The 16,777-nt window shown below is 57.2% G+C and carries 14 protein-coding genes; 6 read left to right on the top strand and 8 right to left on the bottom strand.

What is annotated here, in order from left to right; all coding sequences use genetic code 11:
* The first annotated feature begins 169 nt into the window (after window positions 1–169).
* Both HMPREF2878_RS03270 and HMPREF2878_RS03265 read left to right on the top strand, forming a co-directional pair.
* Window positions 170–934 carry an SDR family NAD(P)-dependent oxidoreductase gene (locus HMPREF2878_RS03270; RefSeq protein ID WP_187401448.1) on the top strand — a complete coding sequence of 255 codons (765 nt, stop codon included), beginning with the start codon at window positions 170–172 and terminating at the stop codon, window positions 932–934.
* 90 nt (window positions 935–1,024) lie between these two features.
* A complete protein-coding gene (locus HMPREF2878_RS03265; protein ID WP_016421692.1) occupies window positions 1,025–1,468 on the top strand; it encodes a DUF2871 domain-containing protein in 444 nt (147 codons plus the stop codon).
* 112 nt (window positions 1,469–1,580) lie between these two features.
* Here HMPREF2878_RS03265 and HMPREF2878_RS03260 read toward each other — a convergent pair whose 3' ends face one another.
* The 3 genes from HMPREF2878_RS03260 to HMPREF2878_RS03250 are packed head-to-tail and all read right to left on the bottom strand — an operon-like array spanning window position 1,581 to window position 6,070.
* Window positions 1,581–4,205 carry an ABC transporter permease gene (locus HMPREF2878_RS03260; protein WP_070652840.1) on the bottom strand — a complete coding sequence of 875 codons (2,625 nt, stop codon included), beginning with the start codon at window positions 4,203–4,205 and terminating at the stop codon, window positions 1,581–1,583.
* 21 nt (window positions 4,206–4,226) lie between these two features.
* Window positions 4,227–5,021 (bottom strand): ABC transporter ATP-binding protein, encoded by a 795-nt coding sequence (locus HMPREF2878_RS03255; protein WP_172954627.1) that lies wholly within the window; start codon window positions 5,019–5,021, stop codon window positions 4,227–4,229.
* 17 nt (window positions 5,022–5,038) lie between these two features.
* Window positions 5,039–6,070, bottom strand: a complete 1,032-nt coding sequence (locus tag HMPREF2878_RS03250; RefSeq protein WP_070652839.1) for a pseudouridine synthase — start codon at window positions 6,068–6,070, stop codon at window positions 5,039–5,041.
* Between the two features lie 297 nt (window positions 6,071–6,367).
* On the opposite strand from HMPREF2878_RS03250, the gene HMPREF2878_RS03245 reads away from it, so the two are divergent.
* The 3 genes from HMPREF2878_RS03245 (at window position 6,368) to HMPREF2878_RS03235 (ending at window position 8,901) form a co-directional block, all read left to right on the top strand.
* Window positions 6,368–7,267, top strand: a complete 900-nt coding sequence (locus HMPREF2878_RS03245; protein WP_005510554.1) for a universal stress protein — start codon at window positions 6,368–6,370, stop codon at window positions 7,265–7,267.
* Between the two features lie 344 nt (window positions 7,268–7,611).
* Window positions 7,612–7,905 (top strand): GlsB/YeaQ/YmgE family stress response membrane protein, encoded by a 294-nt coding sequence (locus HMPREF2878_RS03240; RefSeq protein WP_070602291.1) that lies wholly within the window; start codon window positions 7,612–7,614, stop codon window positions 7,903–7,905.
* A 375-nt stretch (window positions 7,906–8,280) separates the two neighbouring features.
* Window positions 8,281–8,901, top strand: a complete 621-nt coding sequence (locus HMPREF2878_RS03235; RefSeq protein ID WP_048731284.1) for a TetR/AcrR family transcriptional regulator — start codon at window positions 8,281–8,283, stop codon at window positions 8,899–8,901.
* Window positions 8,902–8,954: 53 nt separating this feature from the next.
* Here HMPREF2878_RS03235 and yidC read toward each other — a convergent pair whose 3' ends face one another.
* The 4 genes from yidC to HMPREF2878_RS03215 all read right to left on the bottom strand — a co-directional run bounded on the left by yidC (window position 8,955) and on the right by HMPREF2878_RS03215 (window position 13,909).
* A complete protein-coding gene (yidC, locus tag HMPREF2878_RS03230; protein ID WP_049171708.1) occupies window positions 8,955–10,313 on the bottom strand; it encodes a membrane protein insertase YidC in 1,359 nt (452 codons plus the stop codon).
* Between the two features lie 196 nt (window positions 10,314–10,509).
* Window positions 10,510–10,863, bottom strand: coding sequence for a histone-like nucleoid-structuring protein Lsr2 (locus HMPREF2878_RS03225; protein WP_069359719.1), 354 nt, complete (start codon window positions 10,861–10,863; stop codon window positions 10,510–10,512).
* Window positions 10,864–11,211: 348 nt separating this feature from the next.
* Window positions 11,212–12,969 carry an alkaline phosphatase D family protein gene (locus tag HMPREF2878_RS03220; RefSeq protein WP_224433333.1) on the bottom strand — a complete coding sequence of 586 codons (1,758 nt, stop codon included), beginning with the start codon at window positions 12,967–12,969 and terminating at the stop codon, window positions 11,212–11,214.
* A 160-nt stretch (window positions 12,970–13,129) separates the two neighbouring features.
* Entirely contained in the window at window positions 13,130–13,909 is a 780-nt protein-coding gene (locus HMPREF2878_RS03215) for a DUF6474 family protein (RefSeq protein ID WP_049190917.1), read from the bottom strand.
* Window positions 13,910–14,082: 173 nt separating this feature from the next.
* Here HMPREF2878_RS03215 and HMPREF2878_RS03210 point away from each other — a divergent pair, with 173 nt between their 5' ends.
* Window positions 14,083–15,903 (top strand): ribonuclease H-like domain-containing protein, encoded by a 1,821-nt coding sequence (locus HMPREF2878_RS03210; RefSeq protein ID WP_070652838.1) that lies wholly within the window; start codon window positions 14,083–14,085, stop codon window positions 15,901–15,903.
* Window positions 15,904–15,907: 4 nt separating this feature from the next.
* Here the strand turns inward: HMPREF2878_RS03210 and HMPREF2878_RS03205 are convergent, their stop codons facing one another.
* Complete coding sequence (locus HMPREF2878_RS03205; RefSeq protein WP_069359720.1) at window positions 15,908–16,753, bottom strand: crotonase/enoyl-CoA hydratase family protein; 846 nt, start codon at window positions 16,751–16,753, stop codon at window positions 15,908–15,910.
* Window positions 16,754–16,777 lie beyond the last annotated feature (24 nt).

The following is a 16,777-nucleotide window of genomic DNA, read 5'->3' as shown; positions in this document are numbered from 1 at the left end:
TTGTGTGGGGTTGGGTGCTGCGGCCCACTTTTGTACCTACGGGTAAACAGAATTAACTAGCGTTTTAGTGCTGCATTTTGCTGTTCGTATGCTTATTCCTATGCGGCGCGCTACGTCGGCGCCGTTTTAATTGCTCGACTCAGTCGGCTGTATCTTGGAATTCATGCGAGTGGGAATCGTGACTGGAGCATCTCGGGGCATAGGCGCCGTCTTTGCCGATAGACTTGGGCAGCTACGTCCAGACCTAGATGAAATTTGGTGTGTTTCTCGTAGCTACAACGATGATTCTTCCGGTGAAGACGCTGAGTTCTCGCAGAGGCAAGGTCCTCGTCTTCGATATCTTTGTCTAGATCAGTCCGATGATGATTTTGGCGATAAACTCCGGAATCATGTTGACCGCCATCACGCGACGATAGTTTATTTAATCCTCAATGCCGCGTATGCGAATTATGGCGATGTTAAAACCCAGGATTTTTCGCAGGCTGATCAAATGATACAGACGAATATTCGCGGTACGGTCGCAGCGGTTTACTCGCTAAACGATTTATTCGAAAAGAACGGCCACATCATTTTCGTTTCATCGATCTCAGCTGTAGCACCAACTCCAGGGCTGGCGGTGTACACAGCATCGAAAGCGTTTATTCGGCACTGGGGTATCTGCCTTGGAGAGGAATTGAAACCTAATGGTGTAACTGTAACTATTTGCTACCCGGGAAAGGTTAAGACCAAGGCGCTACGGGACGTCGTGAAGCAGGCGAAGTCGGTGAAGTTGCGTCTCATGCCGGAGCAGAATCTCAGTTATCTAGTGGAGCGCACGTTACGTGGAGCGGAGAGGGGTCGGGCGGAGGTAGCGCCCGGCCTATATGGCCTGGTGATGGCCCTATCCAAAACTGTGCCGAAACGTGTGGTGGCTCGATTCGCGCGGTTAGTTTGAGGCCGTCTAGATTCGCGGAATCAAACTTTCGTTTAACCCCCTGGGTTTGGTCCGTTTAGAAGCCAGCGTTATCTGAGTAGGCTACGAAGTATGCGTAAGTTATTCACAGCTGCTTCGGTGTATCTCGGTCTTGGTCTGTTTTCTGGCGTTTTCTATCGTGAATTTACCCGTGCGATGGATTTCGGGGATAAAACGCAGCTCAATACGCTGCACACGCATTTCCTTGTTCTTGGCACAATCTTTTTCTTGGTTGCGCTGGCATTGGATGGTCAATTCAATATTTCAGCTGTCAAGGGCTTTGATCGCTGGTTCATCGTTCAGAATGTCGGCATTGTTTGGACGATTGGCATGATGGTGGCTAACGGTATCGTGCACGTTGTTTCAGGCCCGGAGGCCTGGGGTGCGATGTACTCGGGAATTGCAGGACTCGGCCACATTATCCTGACGGTCGGCTTTGTGTGGTTCTTTATGCTTCTCAATAAGGCGCTGAAGAATCGTGAACGCGAGGTTCGCAAGGCCAACGCGGCCGTGTGAATTTCCAGTGGAAATGCGTGAGCTGGATTGCTGATTCGGCGTAGGCGATAAGGCGAAATAGAAACCCCGTGCAGAAACAATATCTGCACGGGGCGCTTTCATATAACGGCGACTATTCGTCTGCGATAGCGGCCAGGGGCGGTGTCTTCGCGGCTTTCTGACCAGGGCCGAGAGCAGCAATAATGCCCACAAGCGCAGACCCAAGCAGCATGAGAACGATCTGCAGCCACGGTACCGCGATAGTATTCAGGCCCTCATCCTTCAGCACGGTCAGAAGTGACCAGCCGAGGAACAAGCCGAGGACAATACCTACAACCGCGCCGAAAATGGAGATTTCCACAGATTCCAGGCGAATCATCCGGCGAATCCCCGAGCGTTGCAGGCCGACGGCCCGAAGCATGCCAATCTCCTGGCGGCGCTCGACAACTGAGAGTGCGACAGTATTGATAATTCCCAGAATCGAAATGATGACCGCCAGGGCCAGCAGAGCGTAGACGATTCCCAGCATGATATCGATAGAGGCATTAGCCAGACCCGCAAACTCCTTAGCAGTCATCACCTGTACTACGAGGTAGTCCGCAACTGCGTCGCTAAGCTTTTGCTTCATTTCATCCATGGAGCCGCTGTCTGCCGCGATGGAATCAGAAATATCGACGTAGGTCTGGAAAGGCAACAGGTGGCTGCTTTTGACATATTTATGGGCGGCTTCGTCGGAGACCATAATCGACTGGCCGGGATCACTTGTGTCAGCAAAAATGCCGGTGACGGGGAGCCGTGTTATGCCGCCTTTGGAAACAACTGCGAGTTCAGTGCCAACGTTCCAACTATTCTTTTTCGCTGTTGATTCGCTGATGACAATTCCCGCATCCGGCTTGGCCAGATCCAGGGAGCCCTGGATGGCGCGAGTGCCGTACCATTTGCCGACGTTGGAGTTGAAAACCGACGCATTACTAGATTCCGGTCCGACTTCAGTTTGTTCGCCGTCGGAAGCTATCATCGTGGCGGCTTCCTCAGGTGGGATTACCAGTAGCGCGCCAATCGACAAGGTTGCGGTGTCGTCGACACCATCGATATCCTTCACTGCGTCCTCGACCCCAAGCGGCAGGGCCGAATGCGCGGTCAGAGGTGGCGAGAGTACGAAGTCAGCCGTCAGATTGGTCTCTGACCACTCATTGACCGCCTCCTTCATGGATACGCCGAACATGCCGATCACAGTCACCAGCGCAAGCCCGAGCGTCAGTGCAAACGATGTGGTTCCCGTTCTGCGCGGATTGCGGTGGGAGTTCGTTGCCGCAAGCTTGCCGACGGTTCCAAAAGGCGCACCTACGACGCGCCCCAGTCCTCCGATCAGAGGCATGGACAGCGCGGGTCCGACAAGCCAGACGGAGGCTACGGCCATCACTGCACCGACACCAACGAAGATGGCACGAATCTTGGTTTCTGCGTCGTTCCACTGCAATGCCCAGGCAATGATGGCGATAGCGGCGGACGCCAGCACAGCACCGGCCCACGTCCGAGCACTGAGGCTATTGCTCGTTGTTTGATCCCCAGAGCGCATGGCTTCTACGGGAGGAACGGCACCAGCGCGGGCGGCCGGTGCCCAGGCGGCGATCATGGTGATGGCCACACCGACTACGAGGGGCACGATGACTGCCACCGGTTCGAATGTTAGGCCGTCGCCGGGCATGGAGATACTCATGGCATCGAGAAGCATGAATAGCCCCTGGCTCAGCCCAAATCCCGTGATGACACCTAGTGCGGAACCGATGAGGCCAACAATGAATGCCTCCAAGAGGACTGACCCAGTGAGCTGTCGTCGTGAAGCACCGAGGGCGCGTAGGAGAGCGAACTCCTTCATGCGCTGAGTGACCAGCATGGTGAAAGTATTGGAGATGATGAAGATGCCCACCAGCAGACCGATGAGCCCGAAAGCGATGAGGAAGTAGTTGACAAAGCTTAAGGCAGAGGAGACACGTTCGGAGGCCTCCTCGGCGAGCTTAGAGCCTGCCTCTACCTTGAGCTCGGGGAATGCTTCTGCGACATCACGGGTAAGCGTGGCAGCGTCAGTGGTGGAATCGGCGGCGAGGGTGAACATGTCCATATGGCTGTCCGCGCCGTAGAGCTTGCGCCACTGATTCTGGGTGAAAAAGACCGCGAGGTAGCCGGTTTCGTCGATGGAGGTATCAGCGATGCCGACAACCTTCACCGTCGCCCGATCGAGGCGGGTGGCTACTTTGATTTCAGTGCCGACGTGGAGGTTGCCGAGTTCGGCGGTGGTGGAGTTGACGACCACCTCACCTGGTGTTTCCGGCGCGTGCCCCTCGGTAACCGTGACCTTGTTGCCCACCGCTTCGGCCGCTGGATAGTAGGGAAGACCCATCGATGGCGAACCATTGGTTTGAATCGGCTTGCCGTCGGCTCCCGTGGCCGTAATGCTGTTGTTGGGATCGCCAATGTTGAGGGCTCGGACCCCGGGGAAGCTTTCGATTTTCTGCGCGGTTTCTTCGGTGAGAGCACCGGGATTGTCAGCTGGGGCCGTCACCACCACGTCGACACCGTCATAAGCGGTACTCATTGCGCCCTTAAAGGCCTTGTCCAGCGATGATGTGAACACAAATGCGCCGGTGATGAAGGCTGTGCCCAGCACGACCGAAATAATTGTGAGCACGAGGCGCAACTTGTGCGAGGTGATATTACGCCAGGCGACGCGGCTTAGCGTGGAAGACGATGATGCCATGGGGAGAGATGACCTGCCTTCCTAAAGATTCTCAATATCTGCCATGCGCGCCAAAATATCGGCGGGCGTGGGGTTGCGAAGCTCGTCAACCACACGGCCATCCGCGAGGAACACAACACGGTCTGCGTAGGATGCGGCGGTGGCATCATGCGTCACAATGACAACGGTCTGGCCGATGTCATCAACCGCATCGCGGAGAATCGTCAACACCTCACGGGATGAGTTCGAGTCCAAGTTGCCCGTCGGCTCATCGCCAAAGATGATCTCCGGCCGGCTGACAATGGCACGCGCACAGGCGACACGCTGCTGCTGGCCACCGGACAGTTCCGAGGGACGGTGCGTAAGCCGTTCCTTAAGCCCGAGGCGCGTAGTGATTTCCTCGAACCACTGCTTATCCACCTTCCGACCAGCGATATTGATAGGCAGGGTAATGTTCTCCGCCGCCGTCAACGTCGGCACCAAGTTGAAGGACTGGAACACAAAGCCCAGGCGGTCACGCCGCAGCGCCGTAATCTCCTTGTCCGACAGCTTCGACAGTTCCGTCGTGCCGATGTACGCGCTTCCCGACGTCGCGGAGTCCAAGCCGGCCATGCAGTGCATCAATGTCGACTTACCCGACCCGGACGGCCCCATAATCGCGGTGAACTCACCAGCGGCAAAAGAGATATCGACATGGTCCAGTGCAGTAACAGCGGCATTGCCGACACCGTACTTCTTGGTGAGCCCCTCAGCGTAGGCCGCCGCTGGTGGGGCGGAATGCTTCAAAGAAGACTCAGCGGATGATTTGGTGGGGCGTTTTGCATGCTTGGCAGACATGGGGGAGGGGCTCTCTTCTAATTAGATTTGATCAACGGCGAATTAATATCCGGCAGCGAAAGCGGATTGAAAACGCTGCGGCGGGAATGGAACGTTCGTTGTTCACCAGTCACGGGGTCAGCGAAACTCATTTCAACACAGACCAGGTGCAGGGGCTCCGAGGCATTCTCGGCCTCCAGCGGCAGAATCTCCGGGTAGTACTGGTCACCCAGGATGGGAAAGCCCAGTTCACTCAAGTGCAGCCGCAGCTGATGAGTGCGTCCGGTGATGGGCTTCAATTGCCACAGCGCAACGCGACCACTGTCGGTAGCGAGGCCGTCGGCGTCCGAAGGCACGTCGACAAGCGAAATGCGCTCGATGATGGTGTGGGCGTTTGGCTCGCCCTCGAGAGTATAAGCCTGCATCTGGCCAGCAATTTTGTGCTGTCGTGTGCGCAATTCCAGTGGGGTCTCGGGCAGGGCTTCGCTGGCCGCGCCAGCGATGGGTGTAGGCGACGTCAGTGCGTGGTAGCGCTTAGTGACTTCCCCCGATGCGAAAAGCCCCTGGTAGGCGCCGCGAACCTCGCGCCGGGCGGTAAAGATGAGCAACCCCGACGTCAGCCTGTCGAGGCGATGCGCGGGAACCAACTCCGGATTACCCAGCTCCCGCCGCAGGCGAACCACAGCAGTTTCCGTAATGTGTCGGCCGCGCGGCATCGTTGCCAAAAACGACGGCTTGTCGACGACCACAAGGTTGTCATCTTGAAAGACAATCGGCATCGGCCCCGCGATTGTGCGCTCCGGTGCCGGGGTGCGGTAAAACCACATTTCCGCGCCGGGCTTCACCATGTCATCTGGACTGTAGGGCACTGAGTTGGCGCGAACGACGAGCCCATCTGCAAAACGCTTGGCCACAGCCGCTTCATCATCGTCTGGGTGGCGGTAGGTTTGACCTGCGATAGCGCCTGCGAGCAGATCCCACGCACGGGTGGGGGCATCGCCACGACGCCCGGGAGCGGCGATGCGGGAGGGGTTGAGCCCATCGCGAATGGGCAGTGGCATGCGACGCATACGGCTGACTTTAACAGGTGCCCCGGATTCACCCGGCGGGCAAGCGGAGCTGCTGGCGCAGGGCTGTGTTGGTACCGCCCCTAATGGCGTAGGTGGACAACATTCTGCCCTGTCGGTCGCAACATAATGGGGGTAGGGTGGAGGTGAAAGTAATAAAAGGGTTGGCTCGGAAGAGTTGACTAAATAGCAAAGCTTGTCCATTAAAATGGCGTCCAAGCAGGTGCGATAGGTGTAGCTGTGTTGCGGTCGGGCCGCGGAGAGCCAATTTTTATGGATCGCATAATAAGGAGGCAATCAATGCCAAGGCAGAACATCATTGTGTGCGCGGTCGATGGCTCGGAGGCATCCAAGACCGCCGTCAAGTGGGCCGCTAACACCGCAGTGAAGCGCGGTGAGCCGCTCCGTCTGGTCAGCAGCTACTCCATGCCGCAGTTCCTCTACGCAGAGGGCATGGTTCCGCCGCAGGAGCTTTACGACGATCTTGAGGCCGAGACCCTGGAGAAGATTAACGAGGCCAAGAAGATTGCCCTCGACTTCGCACCGTCAGTAGATGTCAGCCACCAGATTGAAGAGGGCAGCCCGATTGACATGCTGCTCGACCTGTCTGAGCAGGCAACCATGGTGGTTATGGGCTCTCGCGGTCTGGGTGGGCTCTCTGGCATGGTCATGGGTTCGGTTTCCGCCGCTGTTGTTTCCCACGCATCGTGCCCGGTTGTTGTTGTCCGCGAGGACAACCTGGTCACCGATGAGACCAAGTACGGTCCTGTCGTTGTCGGTGTCGATGGCTCCGATATTTCCGAAAAGGCAACGGAGTACGCATTCCGTGAGGCCGATGCCCGTGGTGCCGAGCTGATTGCAGTTCATACCTGGATGGATATGCAGGTACAGGCTTCCCTGGCTGGCCTTTCTGCAGCTCAGAGCCAGTGGCAGGTTGTGGAAGAGGAGCAGAAGGCTCTGCTCGGCCACCGTCTGGAGAAGTACGCTAAGAAGTACCCGGAAGTGGCCATCAAGAAGGTTGTTACCCGCGACCGCCCGGTTCGTGCTCTGGCTGATGCCTCGGAAGGCTCGCAGCTGCTGGTCGTCGGCAGCCACGGCCGCGGAGGTTTCAAGGGCATGCTGCTCGGCTCCACTTCGCGTGCACTCCTGCAGGCGGCTGCTTGCCCGATGATGGTCGTCCGCCCGGAGACTGACGCCTAAAGCGCCCTTCGAGGGGGCTGAGAAAAGACGCCGGCGGCGGTCGTCGAGGCGCGGTTAGCGCCGAGAGTAGAAACCGTTACCGAATATTTATAAGTAGAACCTAGCCGGTTTCCGACAGGTGTCGGGGCCGGCTTCGGTTTATCCAAATGAGGCCTCTCGTCTGCATAAACCCTGTTTTCATGCAGAAAGTGCAGATTTTATAAGAGTTTTCCTGTGGCTATCCGACTGTTATCTCGCTAGTTTCTCAGTGGCCGAAATGGCCTGATAGTGCTTGCAGTGTATGCAAGAGTTTTCGGAAAGACTTATAGTTGAGTCAGAACGATTTCGGGAAAGGAATATCTATCATGAACGAGATTCTTCTTGCTGCCTCCTTTAGCCCTACTCTGGGCTTCGTTGGTTGGATTATCATCGGTGGTCTTGCCGGCTGGATTGGCTCTAAAATCATGAACACTGATGAGCAGATGGGCATCGTCCTGAATATCGTCGTTGGTATCGTCGGTGGTTTCTTGGGCGGTTGGCTGCTCACCCTGGTCGGCTTTGATGTCGCGAGCGGTGGAATGTTCTTCAGCTTCCTGACCTGTCTGATTGGTGCTGTGATCCTGCTGTGGATTGTCGGCATGATTCAGAAGCGCAAGTAAGCCAAGCAAAACAGCGCGACTATGCACGAAGCGTCGTAACGCGGCTATCTACTGGATAGTGAGCTAGAGCGCGGGGCATCTCATCAACATTGAGATGCCCTTTTTGTTGTGCGGTTGTCGTGACGTTGGCGTTCTGCGATTGTCGTGACATCTGTTGGGGGCGGCAATCATCGCACGCTAAAGTAGGACTAGAGGCTGAAAGACTGACTAGTTTGTTCTTTTACAAAAGCACAGTCGCAGATACGCCTACAATGGAATATCACAGACTATGAACGCCCTGTTCAGTGCTCTGAAAGCAATGGCGCTAACGCCGGTATTTGCGAGTAAGCAGCTGTTAGAACGAGGTGTGACTTTGGAAGGACGAGAGGTACTGCCGTGGCAGAAGCGACAACGGGCAAGGGCGCAAAAGGCGGCCGCGCTTCCTCTCGCCGTCGTAACCGCCCCAGTCCGCGGGAGCGCCTCCTGGCATCAGCGACAACTCTGTTTACAACGGAGGGCATCCGAGTCGTCGGCATTGACCGCATCCTGCGGGAAGCTGATGTGGCGAAAGCTAGCCTGTACTCGTTGTTTGGATCCAAGGACAAGCTAGTCATCGCATATCTGCAAGACCTTGACGCCAAATGGCGGGAGGCTTGGGAGCAGCGAGTGGCCTCTTTGGATACCCCGGCGGAGAAGATTCTCGCTTTCTTTGATCAGTGTATTGCGGAGCAGCCGGCAATCGACTTCCGTGGTTCACACTTCCAGAATGCGGCTAGTGAATATCCGCGGCCGGAAACGGAGTCGGAGCAGGACATCCGTCAGGCCGCAGCCGATCACCGTTCCTGGGTTTGGCAACAGCTACACACGCTGCTGACTGAAAATGAATCTAGTATGCCGTCCGCTCACGCAAATATGCTGTTGCTCTACCTCGACGGCGGCCTCGCGGGTGCCAAGATGTCCAAAGACCTGAACCCGCTGCAGATGGCGCGCGACCTGGCCCGTGACCTGGTCACGTAAATACTTAATTCCCTTTTTTAACGCGTCGTAGTTCTCGCCTTTTTACTCACGGGCTAATCTCGGAAGCGTTTCCAGTCCGACTCCTTTGAGCCGGTGGCTTTCTTAACCATATTCTTCGTATTCTGGCCGAGTAGCATTCCCAGGTTCTTTGCAATCAGAATTGGCTTCGGCCGTTTCTGTGCTTTTTGCGCTTTCTCGGCTTGTCGTTTCATGTCGTCCCGCACTTTAGCCAGGCCGGGAAGCGGCGGAACTATACCCGAGGAAATCTTCATATCCTGCGTCAGGGATGGCAAATTGTCCTGAGCACCAGGCCGCATCTGGGTCACCATGTAGCGAACCTTCGCAATTTTCAAAGCCTGGGCATATTCTTCTTCCTGCTTTGCTTTACGACGGTCCCGCGATTCCTTCTCAATAGCGGCATATTCGCTCTTATGCTGCTTTATCTTCCACGGAGCGAATGCGGATTTGATATAAAAGTGACGCTTGGCCTGCTTTAACTTCTTCTTTTCTTCCCGCTCCGATTCGTATTCACCCTTTTGGTGGTTTTGAAGAGTTCGGAAATCGTCCGTGAGCGGGTAGGTCTTTTCCACATAGCGGGTGAGAATGATATTTTGGGTCAGTGTCCAGAAGTTATTGGTGACCCAGTAGACAATTAGAGCCACAGGTGTTGGGCCAAAGAAACCCGCGAAGAGGATCATCAGCGGTGCGTAGATAAGCATTACGCGCATGAATTTGCTGAGGAATACACTGACGCTATTGGAATAGTCGAGAGTGCGCTGCAACCGGCGGTAGGAAACGACCAAGTTAAAACCGGTGAAAAAGGCCGCTGCCACGATGCCGATAATGCAGAAAGTTAACAGCGAATCATGATTGCCCCCGAGGATTTGCAGTTGCTCCGGGTCCATGCGCAGATATGCGGGTAGAGGCTGTCCCAAGAATGTCGCGCTCAGAAAGTCGGAGATCTCATCCTTAGAGATGAATCCGACATTATGAGACGCAGGCAGCCCAGGCCCCTCAGACGCCCGCAGCATGTGCCTCAGCATGCGAACAAGGCCCATAATCACGGGAATCTGGACGAAGAGGGGCGCCAGCATTACGGAGGTCTTAATCCCCTCTGCTTTGCGCATTTCCTTGCTGGCAAAGTTTACGTATTGTGGCGAGTTCGGCTCGATGCTCCTGCGGTAGCGCTCCTTGAGCATAAAAAGCTGCGGCCGTAGGTTGGCTGTCTTGCGCGCCGAGATAAATTGCTGGAACGCGAGAAACGCTAAAGCGCCACGCACCGTAAACACCAGCAGGAAGAGAGAAAGCGTCCAGGACAGAGAAGACGGCAGGTGAAACACTGAGGCCAGTAAAAGGTGCCACGCCTTAAGGACAAACGAGACCAGCCAAACGAATGGTTCCAAAATGACCACGGGCCGACTCCTCCATGTCAAGGATAAGAAAAGTAAGACAACCGGATGAGGCCGGTGTGCCAATTCCAGCCGCTATCCTAGCGACTCGAATTACCTGCCCCAACTTTAAAACAGGGCCCCGCTGTGGCGGGACCCTGTTTTAAAGATAGTAAAGCTGGGTGAAACCCAGTGGAAGGCAAACGGACCTGGGTGAGAACTAGTTAGCGCTCTCGTACTTTTCAATAATGTGCTTTGGCAGCGCACCACGGTCTGCAACATCCATGCCATTCTCTCGTGCCCACTGGCGAATCTTGCGATTGCGATCACGGGCCTCAGCGGCATTGGGATTAGCGGAAGAGCGCTTACGCGGAGCTACAACCGTGCTGTGATCAATGGAAGCTTTCGCAATATACGGTTCTAATACCTGCTCGAACTTCTCTGCATTTTCCTGAGAGAGGTCGAGAATGTAGTTCTTACCGCGGAAAGAGAAACGAACGACTTGGTGATCTGCGGAATCAAGCGGAGTCCCATCGAGGTCGTCGATGTACTGAATTAGTTCGCGGCGTGCCATAGAATCCCTGCCTAAGCTTGGTGCTGAACTTGTAATAATGAAGAAGGCTTACAGTGAAACTTCAATACGGTGAAATTCCAAATTAATATCGAGCCCTTTTTTCTTTCCCCCATAGTATAAGTGCAAAGAAATTTAATGTCTATTGACGATAATTGAGCTCGATTGTGCAACTTATATTGAATACATGGTCTGTTAATAATTCGATTAATTGTGCACAAGAACTTGGGGTATTAAAAAGACGGCCCTGCATGTTGTGCAGGGCCGTCGTGAACAGCAACTACGCCACTGAGGGCGCAATGCGGGGTGCGCTCTCGGTAGTCGTCGTAAAGCGAAAGGACGAGAAGGCGCTTAAGCCTGGGTCATGCCCTGACCCGGCTTGCCGCGGTAGGTAGCGGCGACGAAAAGCGGCTGGTCCGGTTCTTCCTTGACCTCGACAAGGCGGTACTCAGAGGTAACGTCCTCGCGGCCGAAGTAGACGGCAGTGTAGCCGTGGCGGTCGAACTCGAGGTAGTTGACGTACGGGTTCGCAGCCTTGAGTCCAGCGGTAGCAGCCAAGGAAATCGGGTTGTCCTGAGGCAGCTTCACAATGTCATCGATATTCGGGGCGCTGACGGAAGTACAGACAATCTCAATAGCGGCAATGCCGGCACTCGGGTACTCGCCCGGGACCTTCGGTACGTTGCAGTTCCAGGAGGAGTGAATATCGCCGGTGAGGAAGACAACGTTGTCGTAGCCTTCCTTATCCATGATGTTGATCAGCTTACGACGCTCAGCAGCGTAGCCATCCCACTGATCCAAGTTGTACGGCAGGCCGTCCTGAGGCAAGCTCAGCAGCTCGGTGACAGCGCGAGTGGCCTCTGGATCCAGCGGCGGAACCAGCACCGGAGTGAACATGACGGAGTTGCCCACGACACGCCACTTTGCGCTCGAGGAACGCCACTGGCCGAGCAGGTAATTGAACTGCTCAGAGCCGAGCATGGAGCGGTTCTCATCATCGGTCTCGCCAGCGCGGATGAACTTCAGCTGCTGGTCACGGTAGGTGCGCAGGTCCAGCATGGTCAGGTCGGCGAGATCGCCGAAACGGAAGCTGCGGTAGAGCTTTCCGCCCTGGGAGAACGGGACCGCGCGAACCGGCAGCCACTCCAGGTAAGCCTGGATAGCGGCGTCGCGGCGGGCAATGTAGTCGCCTTCGGTCTCCGGGTCGTGATTCTCAGCGCCACTGTGCCAATCATCGTTGGCGACCTCGTGGTCATCCCAGGTCACAATCCACGGCTTTGCGCGGTGAGCTTCCTGCAGGTCCGCATCGGTACGGTAGGTGGCGTAGCGCAGGCGGTAGTCAGCGAGAGAAATGATCTCGTGAGCCGGCTTGTGGTCACGAACCGGGCCCTTGCCGGAGTAGCCACCGGCCTCGTACTCGTAGATGTAGTCACCGACACACATAATGATGTCGATGCGGTCATTTTCCGCCATGTCGCGGTAAGCGGAGAAGAAGCCACTTTCCCAGTTAGCGCAGGAAGTCAGCGCGATGCCCAGGTGATCTGGCGAGGAGTTCACCGGCGGCGCAGTGCGAGTCTGGCCAATCGGGGAAACCTGGCCCGCGTGATCACCAGCGGTGACGGTAAAGCGGTAGAAGTAGTAGGAATCAGCGGAGAGACCCTTGACATCGATCTTGACAGTGTTGTCAGCATCCGGGTCGGTGTTCAGGGCACCAGAGGCAACGATGTTGCCGAAGCCCTCATCAGAAGCGACTTCCCACTTCAGTGCAACAGGACGGCCCTGGTTTGCACCTGCGGTATCGCCTGGGTGTGAGGTCACACGAGTCCAGATAAGAACCGAGTCCGGCAGTGGGTCGCCAGAGGCCACGCCGTGTTGGAATACCTGAAAACCACCGGAACCGCCAGCATTAGCTGGGGACTGTGACTCAGGATTTGCCCCCGCACTGGTAGCGGTTGCCAGGCCAATGGCTCCGGCAGCAGCACCGGTAGCGCCGGCACGCAGTACGGCACGACGAGAAGGGGTGAATGGCTTTTGGGCTGTTGCGTCGCTGTACGAGACCGCACCGTTCAGATTCGAGGCTGCAGTCTGAGATTTATCTGAAGATGGCATAGTCCTCATTACAGTAGTTCTCAGTCCGTAGCGCCATTGGTGGGAAAAAATAGCCCGATACGGGGGTAATAAGAGCAAAAGCGCGACTGTTGCTGTTCAACAACAGTCGCGCTCAATTCGATGAATCTCGGCGAGTGGCCTCAACCTGAAGCGGCCGGGTTTACGCGCCCAGCTCCGAAATAATCTGGCGGTCCAGCGAATCCAGCTCTGCGGTAATGGAGTGGTGCGCGCGACGACGCTGCTCCGGGGTCATCTTCTCGGCAGTATTAATAGCATCAGTCATGACATCCAGACGCGAGTTGGCGTCCTTGATAAAACCATCGGTGCCCTTGGCGCCCGACTTACGCAGCTCCGTCAGCGAACCGCGAGTAGCCTCAATGCGGGCCAGCAGCGGTGCACCGTGCCCCTGGTAACGAGCGGCATCATTAGCGGAAACACCGAACTTCTGCGCGGCCGACGAGTGTTCACGGCGCTGAATGGCAGTGATAGCGCGGTAGGCCAGCGGAACCAGCACCGGTACCAGCAGGCGCGCGCCACCGATCCACGACTTTGCCTTGTCCTTGTTGAAGCCCTGGCTGCGCTGCTGTGCCAGGATCTTCTCGGCCATCTTGGTCTGGTGACGCTGCTTGGCAGCCAGCGCCTTCTTCTCGTCCTTGGCACTTGCCTTGCGGATCTTCTCCGCGCGCTTCAGAGCACGGTTTTCCAGCTTGAGTTCCTTCTTACCGAGCTTTTCCTCAGAACGAACGCGGCCAGCGGCCTCCTTCAGCTCCAGCTTGTGCTGGTGCTTCTGGTCGCGCTTAGCGGCCTTGACCTCAGCCTTGTGTGCCTTGCGATTAAGTCGAGCTGCGTGGCGAGCCTCTTCCTTGGCCTTCGCCTTGGCAGCCTTCACCTGCTTGGCGGTTTCGCGCCGACGCTCACGGATGTCACCCAAGAAGCTCATTTTTTCCTTCGCCTAGTTGCTCGCAGATAGTCCCTCCGGAAAAGCGGGGCGGAAAACCCTTAAACCCCACCGCGCCGGAGTGCGCTTGCCAGATGCAGTGGCTGCATCACGATTCTTGCTATCCAAGCTTAACGTGAAACTTCCTACCGAGTGGCGATACGCTAATTCTCATTGTGACTGATTCATCCGTTTCGCGCCCGCTTCTCCACGCGAGCGACCTCATCGGCTGCCGCTACCGGCTGAGCCTCGACCTGCGCGAGGGGCGGCTAGTCGAACCTGCTTCTCACCACGAGCACCGCTTGCCGACGTCCATCGCGTCCATCCCCGGCCTGTACACAGTGACCTCGGGGCCGGACGCTCACCTGGATACCCTTGAGGCCATCGCCCGTGGAGAAAGCGTCATCGCCGGTGGCGTGCTCATGCATGAGCGCCCGATTCCCGGTGGGGTGTACTCGGGAATCGACGAGATTTGCCACCCCGATCTGCTGGTCAAGGTCGATGATTCACCGCAGACGACCTCTCCGACGTACATGCCGGTCCTGGTTGTCACACGGCACCTGCTCTCTGCGCGCAAACCGGGCCGGCGGCGTAAGCCGTCGTCAAGCAATGCGGCGCGTGCGGCGGCGATGAAGGTGCGACTGCTGGGCGTTGATCGGCTCGGGCGTGCTGGCGTGATGGGGCGGACCCTGCGTCAGGCGATGGTTGTCACGGACGAGTGGAAGCTACGGCATTACGGACCCGATGCTGTGAAGCTTGGGCAGGCAGCGGCGATACTGCACCGCCTGGGCGTGTCCTGTGGTCTGGTGGGGGCGATTAGTGCCACCGGGATGAACCTGGATACACGGCATATTGTCATTGCCGATGAAGGTTCGCGCGTGGCCTCGTACCGGATGGCGTTGCGGGATGCGCGTGATGCCGTCGCTGCCACTCAGGGGCGACCGTCACGGTTTACGCCAGGCACCTGGCCGCTGGCGCCACGGCGCATCCGGGAGTGCCGAACCTGCCGTCACCACGACCTTTGCTTGGATGAGCTGACCGCAAGTGACGATATTTCCCTCCTCCTACCTGGCGATAAGTCCATGCGGTTGCGCAGTGTGGGCATCGACACAGTCACGGCACTGGCGCAGGCCAGTACCAACACTCCGCACGTCAGCAAGGAGCAGGTGTGGATGGCGAGGGCGCGGCTTGCCGACGTCGACGCGCTCCGGGTAGCCGCTAAGACATCGGCCCCGCGTGGCGATATTGAGATGGATATCGATATGGAGGCGTACCCCAACGATGGCGCCTACCTGTGGGGAACGTGGGTGCCTGGGGAGGACTACCGCGGGTTTATCACCTGGGAGCCACCGGGGCCAGAAGGGCTCGGTGGCACGGCAGAGGCCAGGAACTTTGCGATTTTCTGGGATTACCTGATGCGTCGTCGAAATGCGGCGCATGAACAAGGCAAGACCTTCCGCGCCTATTGCTGGGCGGCAGAGGGTGAGAACTATTGGCTGCGTCAGAGCGCCACCCGGTTCGGCGGCCAGGAATTTGTGGTGCCCGCAGATTCGGCGGAGCTGGCTACAGGCGATGCGGCTGGTTCCAGTTCCGAGGCAGCTGGCCCGACAAAGATTGTGCGGGTGCCGACCCGCGAAGAAGTGGACAAGTTCATTGCCTCGGAGGACTGGGTGGACATGCTGAAGGTCGCCCGTCGCCAAATCCTCTCCACCGTCGGCATGGGGCTTAAAGTCGTGGCCCCGTGGTCGGGCTTCCACTGGCGCGACGCCGATGTTGACGGCGAGGCATCGCTGGATCTGTATCGCATTGCGACGGCCACTGACCTTGACTTTGTCTCGGAACAGTCCTTTGAAAAGCTCACGCAAGCCGAGGCTCGCGCCATGCTGCTGCGCTACAACGGCGATGACTGCCGATCGGTAGCCCACGTCCGCGACTGGCTGGATTCACAGCGCGCGGCCGCGGACCTGCCGCATGGGGATGACCTGCCGGTTCCTTAGCGCGCTAACCACGCGCCCACGTGCCGCGCCGGGCGAACTTAGGTGAGACCTTCTTCATCGCAGCATTGCGAATAATGGCCGTGTTCTTGCGGGCTAACAGCAGCAGCTGCTGTGTGCGCTCGGCACGGAATGTTGCGCGAGGAGAGCGGTGCACATCGCGGAAAAGCCGCTTCGTCGCCGCCAGCTGATCCGGCGAGCGTGTCGCCAGCTGTGCCAACTTCTCCTTGGACAGCTTGAGTGCAGCGTCCTCCGTGTCCACGGCCCACGTCGCCAGACCGATCTCAGTTGCTTCCTTGCCGTTGAGTTCTTCGCCAGACATGGTCAGCCAACGTGCAGTATCGGCGCTGACCTCATCGAGGATGGTTCGCATACCGGACATATCCGGAATCAGTCCCCACTTCGCTTCGAGGATTGACCACTTGGCATCGCTCGTAGTAATGCGGAAATCAGCACCTAGTGCAATCTGTAGACCACCGCCGTAGCAGTGCCCATGCACCGCCGCAATGACCGGCACCGGCAGGCCTCGCCAGTCCCAGCAGGCGCGCTGGAACAGGTTTGTGCCGTGGATATCGGGGACGAATGAGCGCAGGATGCGTGAGGGCTTCTTAAATGCCGAGGCGAAATCGAGTCCAGCGCAAAACGATTTGCCCTCGCCACGTAGGATTACGCCACGCAGATCACGGTCAGCTGCCAGTTTCCGGGCGACGGCGGACAGCTCGGTCAGCATCTCAAGTGTTAGACCGTTGAGTTTGTCTCCGCGGTCCAAACTGACGACAGCGATTTTCGCCGCCTCTGAATCAGCTACGGCGAGGTATTCATAGGCGACGTTGACATTGTTGCTGGTGTTCATGGGCACTAACGCTAAACGACGGCT

The organism is Corynebacterium sp. HMSC065H09, from assembly GCF_001812845.1.
Lineage (GTDB): Bacteria > Actinomycetota > Actinomycetes > Mycobacteriales > Mycobacteriaceae > Corynebacterium > Corynebacterium jeikeium_D.
This window is presented reverse-complemented; position numbering and strand designations above follow the sequence as displayed.

What these genes read in the sequence shown, in the direction of transcription:
- HMPREF2878_RS03265 (WP_016421692.1), top strand. Translation starts at nt 1,025, where the DNA reads ATGCGTAAGTTATTCACAGCTGCTTCGGTGTATCTCGGTCTTGGTCTG.
- HMPREF2878_RS03260 (WP_070652840.1), bottom strand. Translation starts at nt 4,205, where the DNA reads ATGGCATCATCGTCTTCCACGCTAAGCCGCGTCGCCTGGCGTAATATC.
- HMPREF2878_RS03255 (WP_172954627.1), bottom strand. Translation starts at nt 5,021, where the DNA reads ATGTCTGCCAAGCATGCAAAACGCCCCACCAAATCATCCGCTGAGTCT.
- HMPREF2878_RS03250 (WP_070652839.1), bottom strand. Translation starts at nt 6,070, where the DNA reads ATGCGTCGCATGCCACTGCCCATTCGCGATGGGCTCAACCCCTCCCGC.
- HMPREF2878_RS03245 (WP_005510554.1), top strand. Translation starts at nt 6,368, where the DNA reads ATGCCAAGGCAGAACATCATTGTGTGCGCGGTCGATGGCTCGGAGGCA.
- HMPREF2878_RS03240 (WP_070602291.1), top strand. Translation starts at nt 7,612, where the DNA reads ATGAACGAGATTCTTCTTGCTGCCTCCTTTAGCCCTACTCTGGGCTTC.
- HMPREF2878_RS03225 (WP_069359719.1), bottom strand. Translation starts at nt 10,863, where the DNA reads ATGGCACGCCGCGAACTAATTCAGTACATCGACGACCTCGATGGGACT.
- HMPREF2878_RS03220 (WP_224433333.1), bottom strand. Translation starts at nt 12,969, where the DNA reads ATGCCATCTTCAGATAAATCTCAGACTGCAGCCTCGAATCTGAACGGT.
- HMPREF2878_RS03215 (WP_049190917.1), bottom strand. Translation starts at nt 13,909, where the DNA reads ATGAGCTTCTTGGGTGACATCCGTGAGCGTCGGCGCGAAACCGCCAAG.
- HMPREF2878_RS03205 (WP_069359720.1), bottom strand. Translation starts at nt 16,753, where the DNA reads ATGAACACCAGCAACAATGTCAACGTCGCCTATGAATACCTCGCCGTA.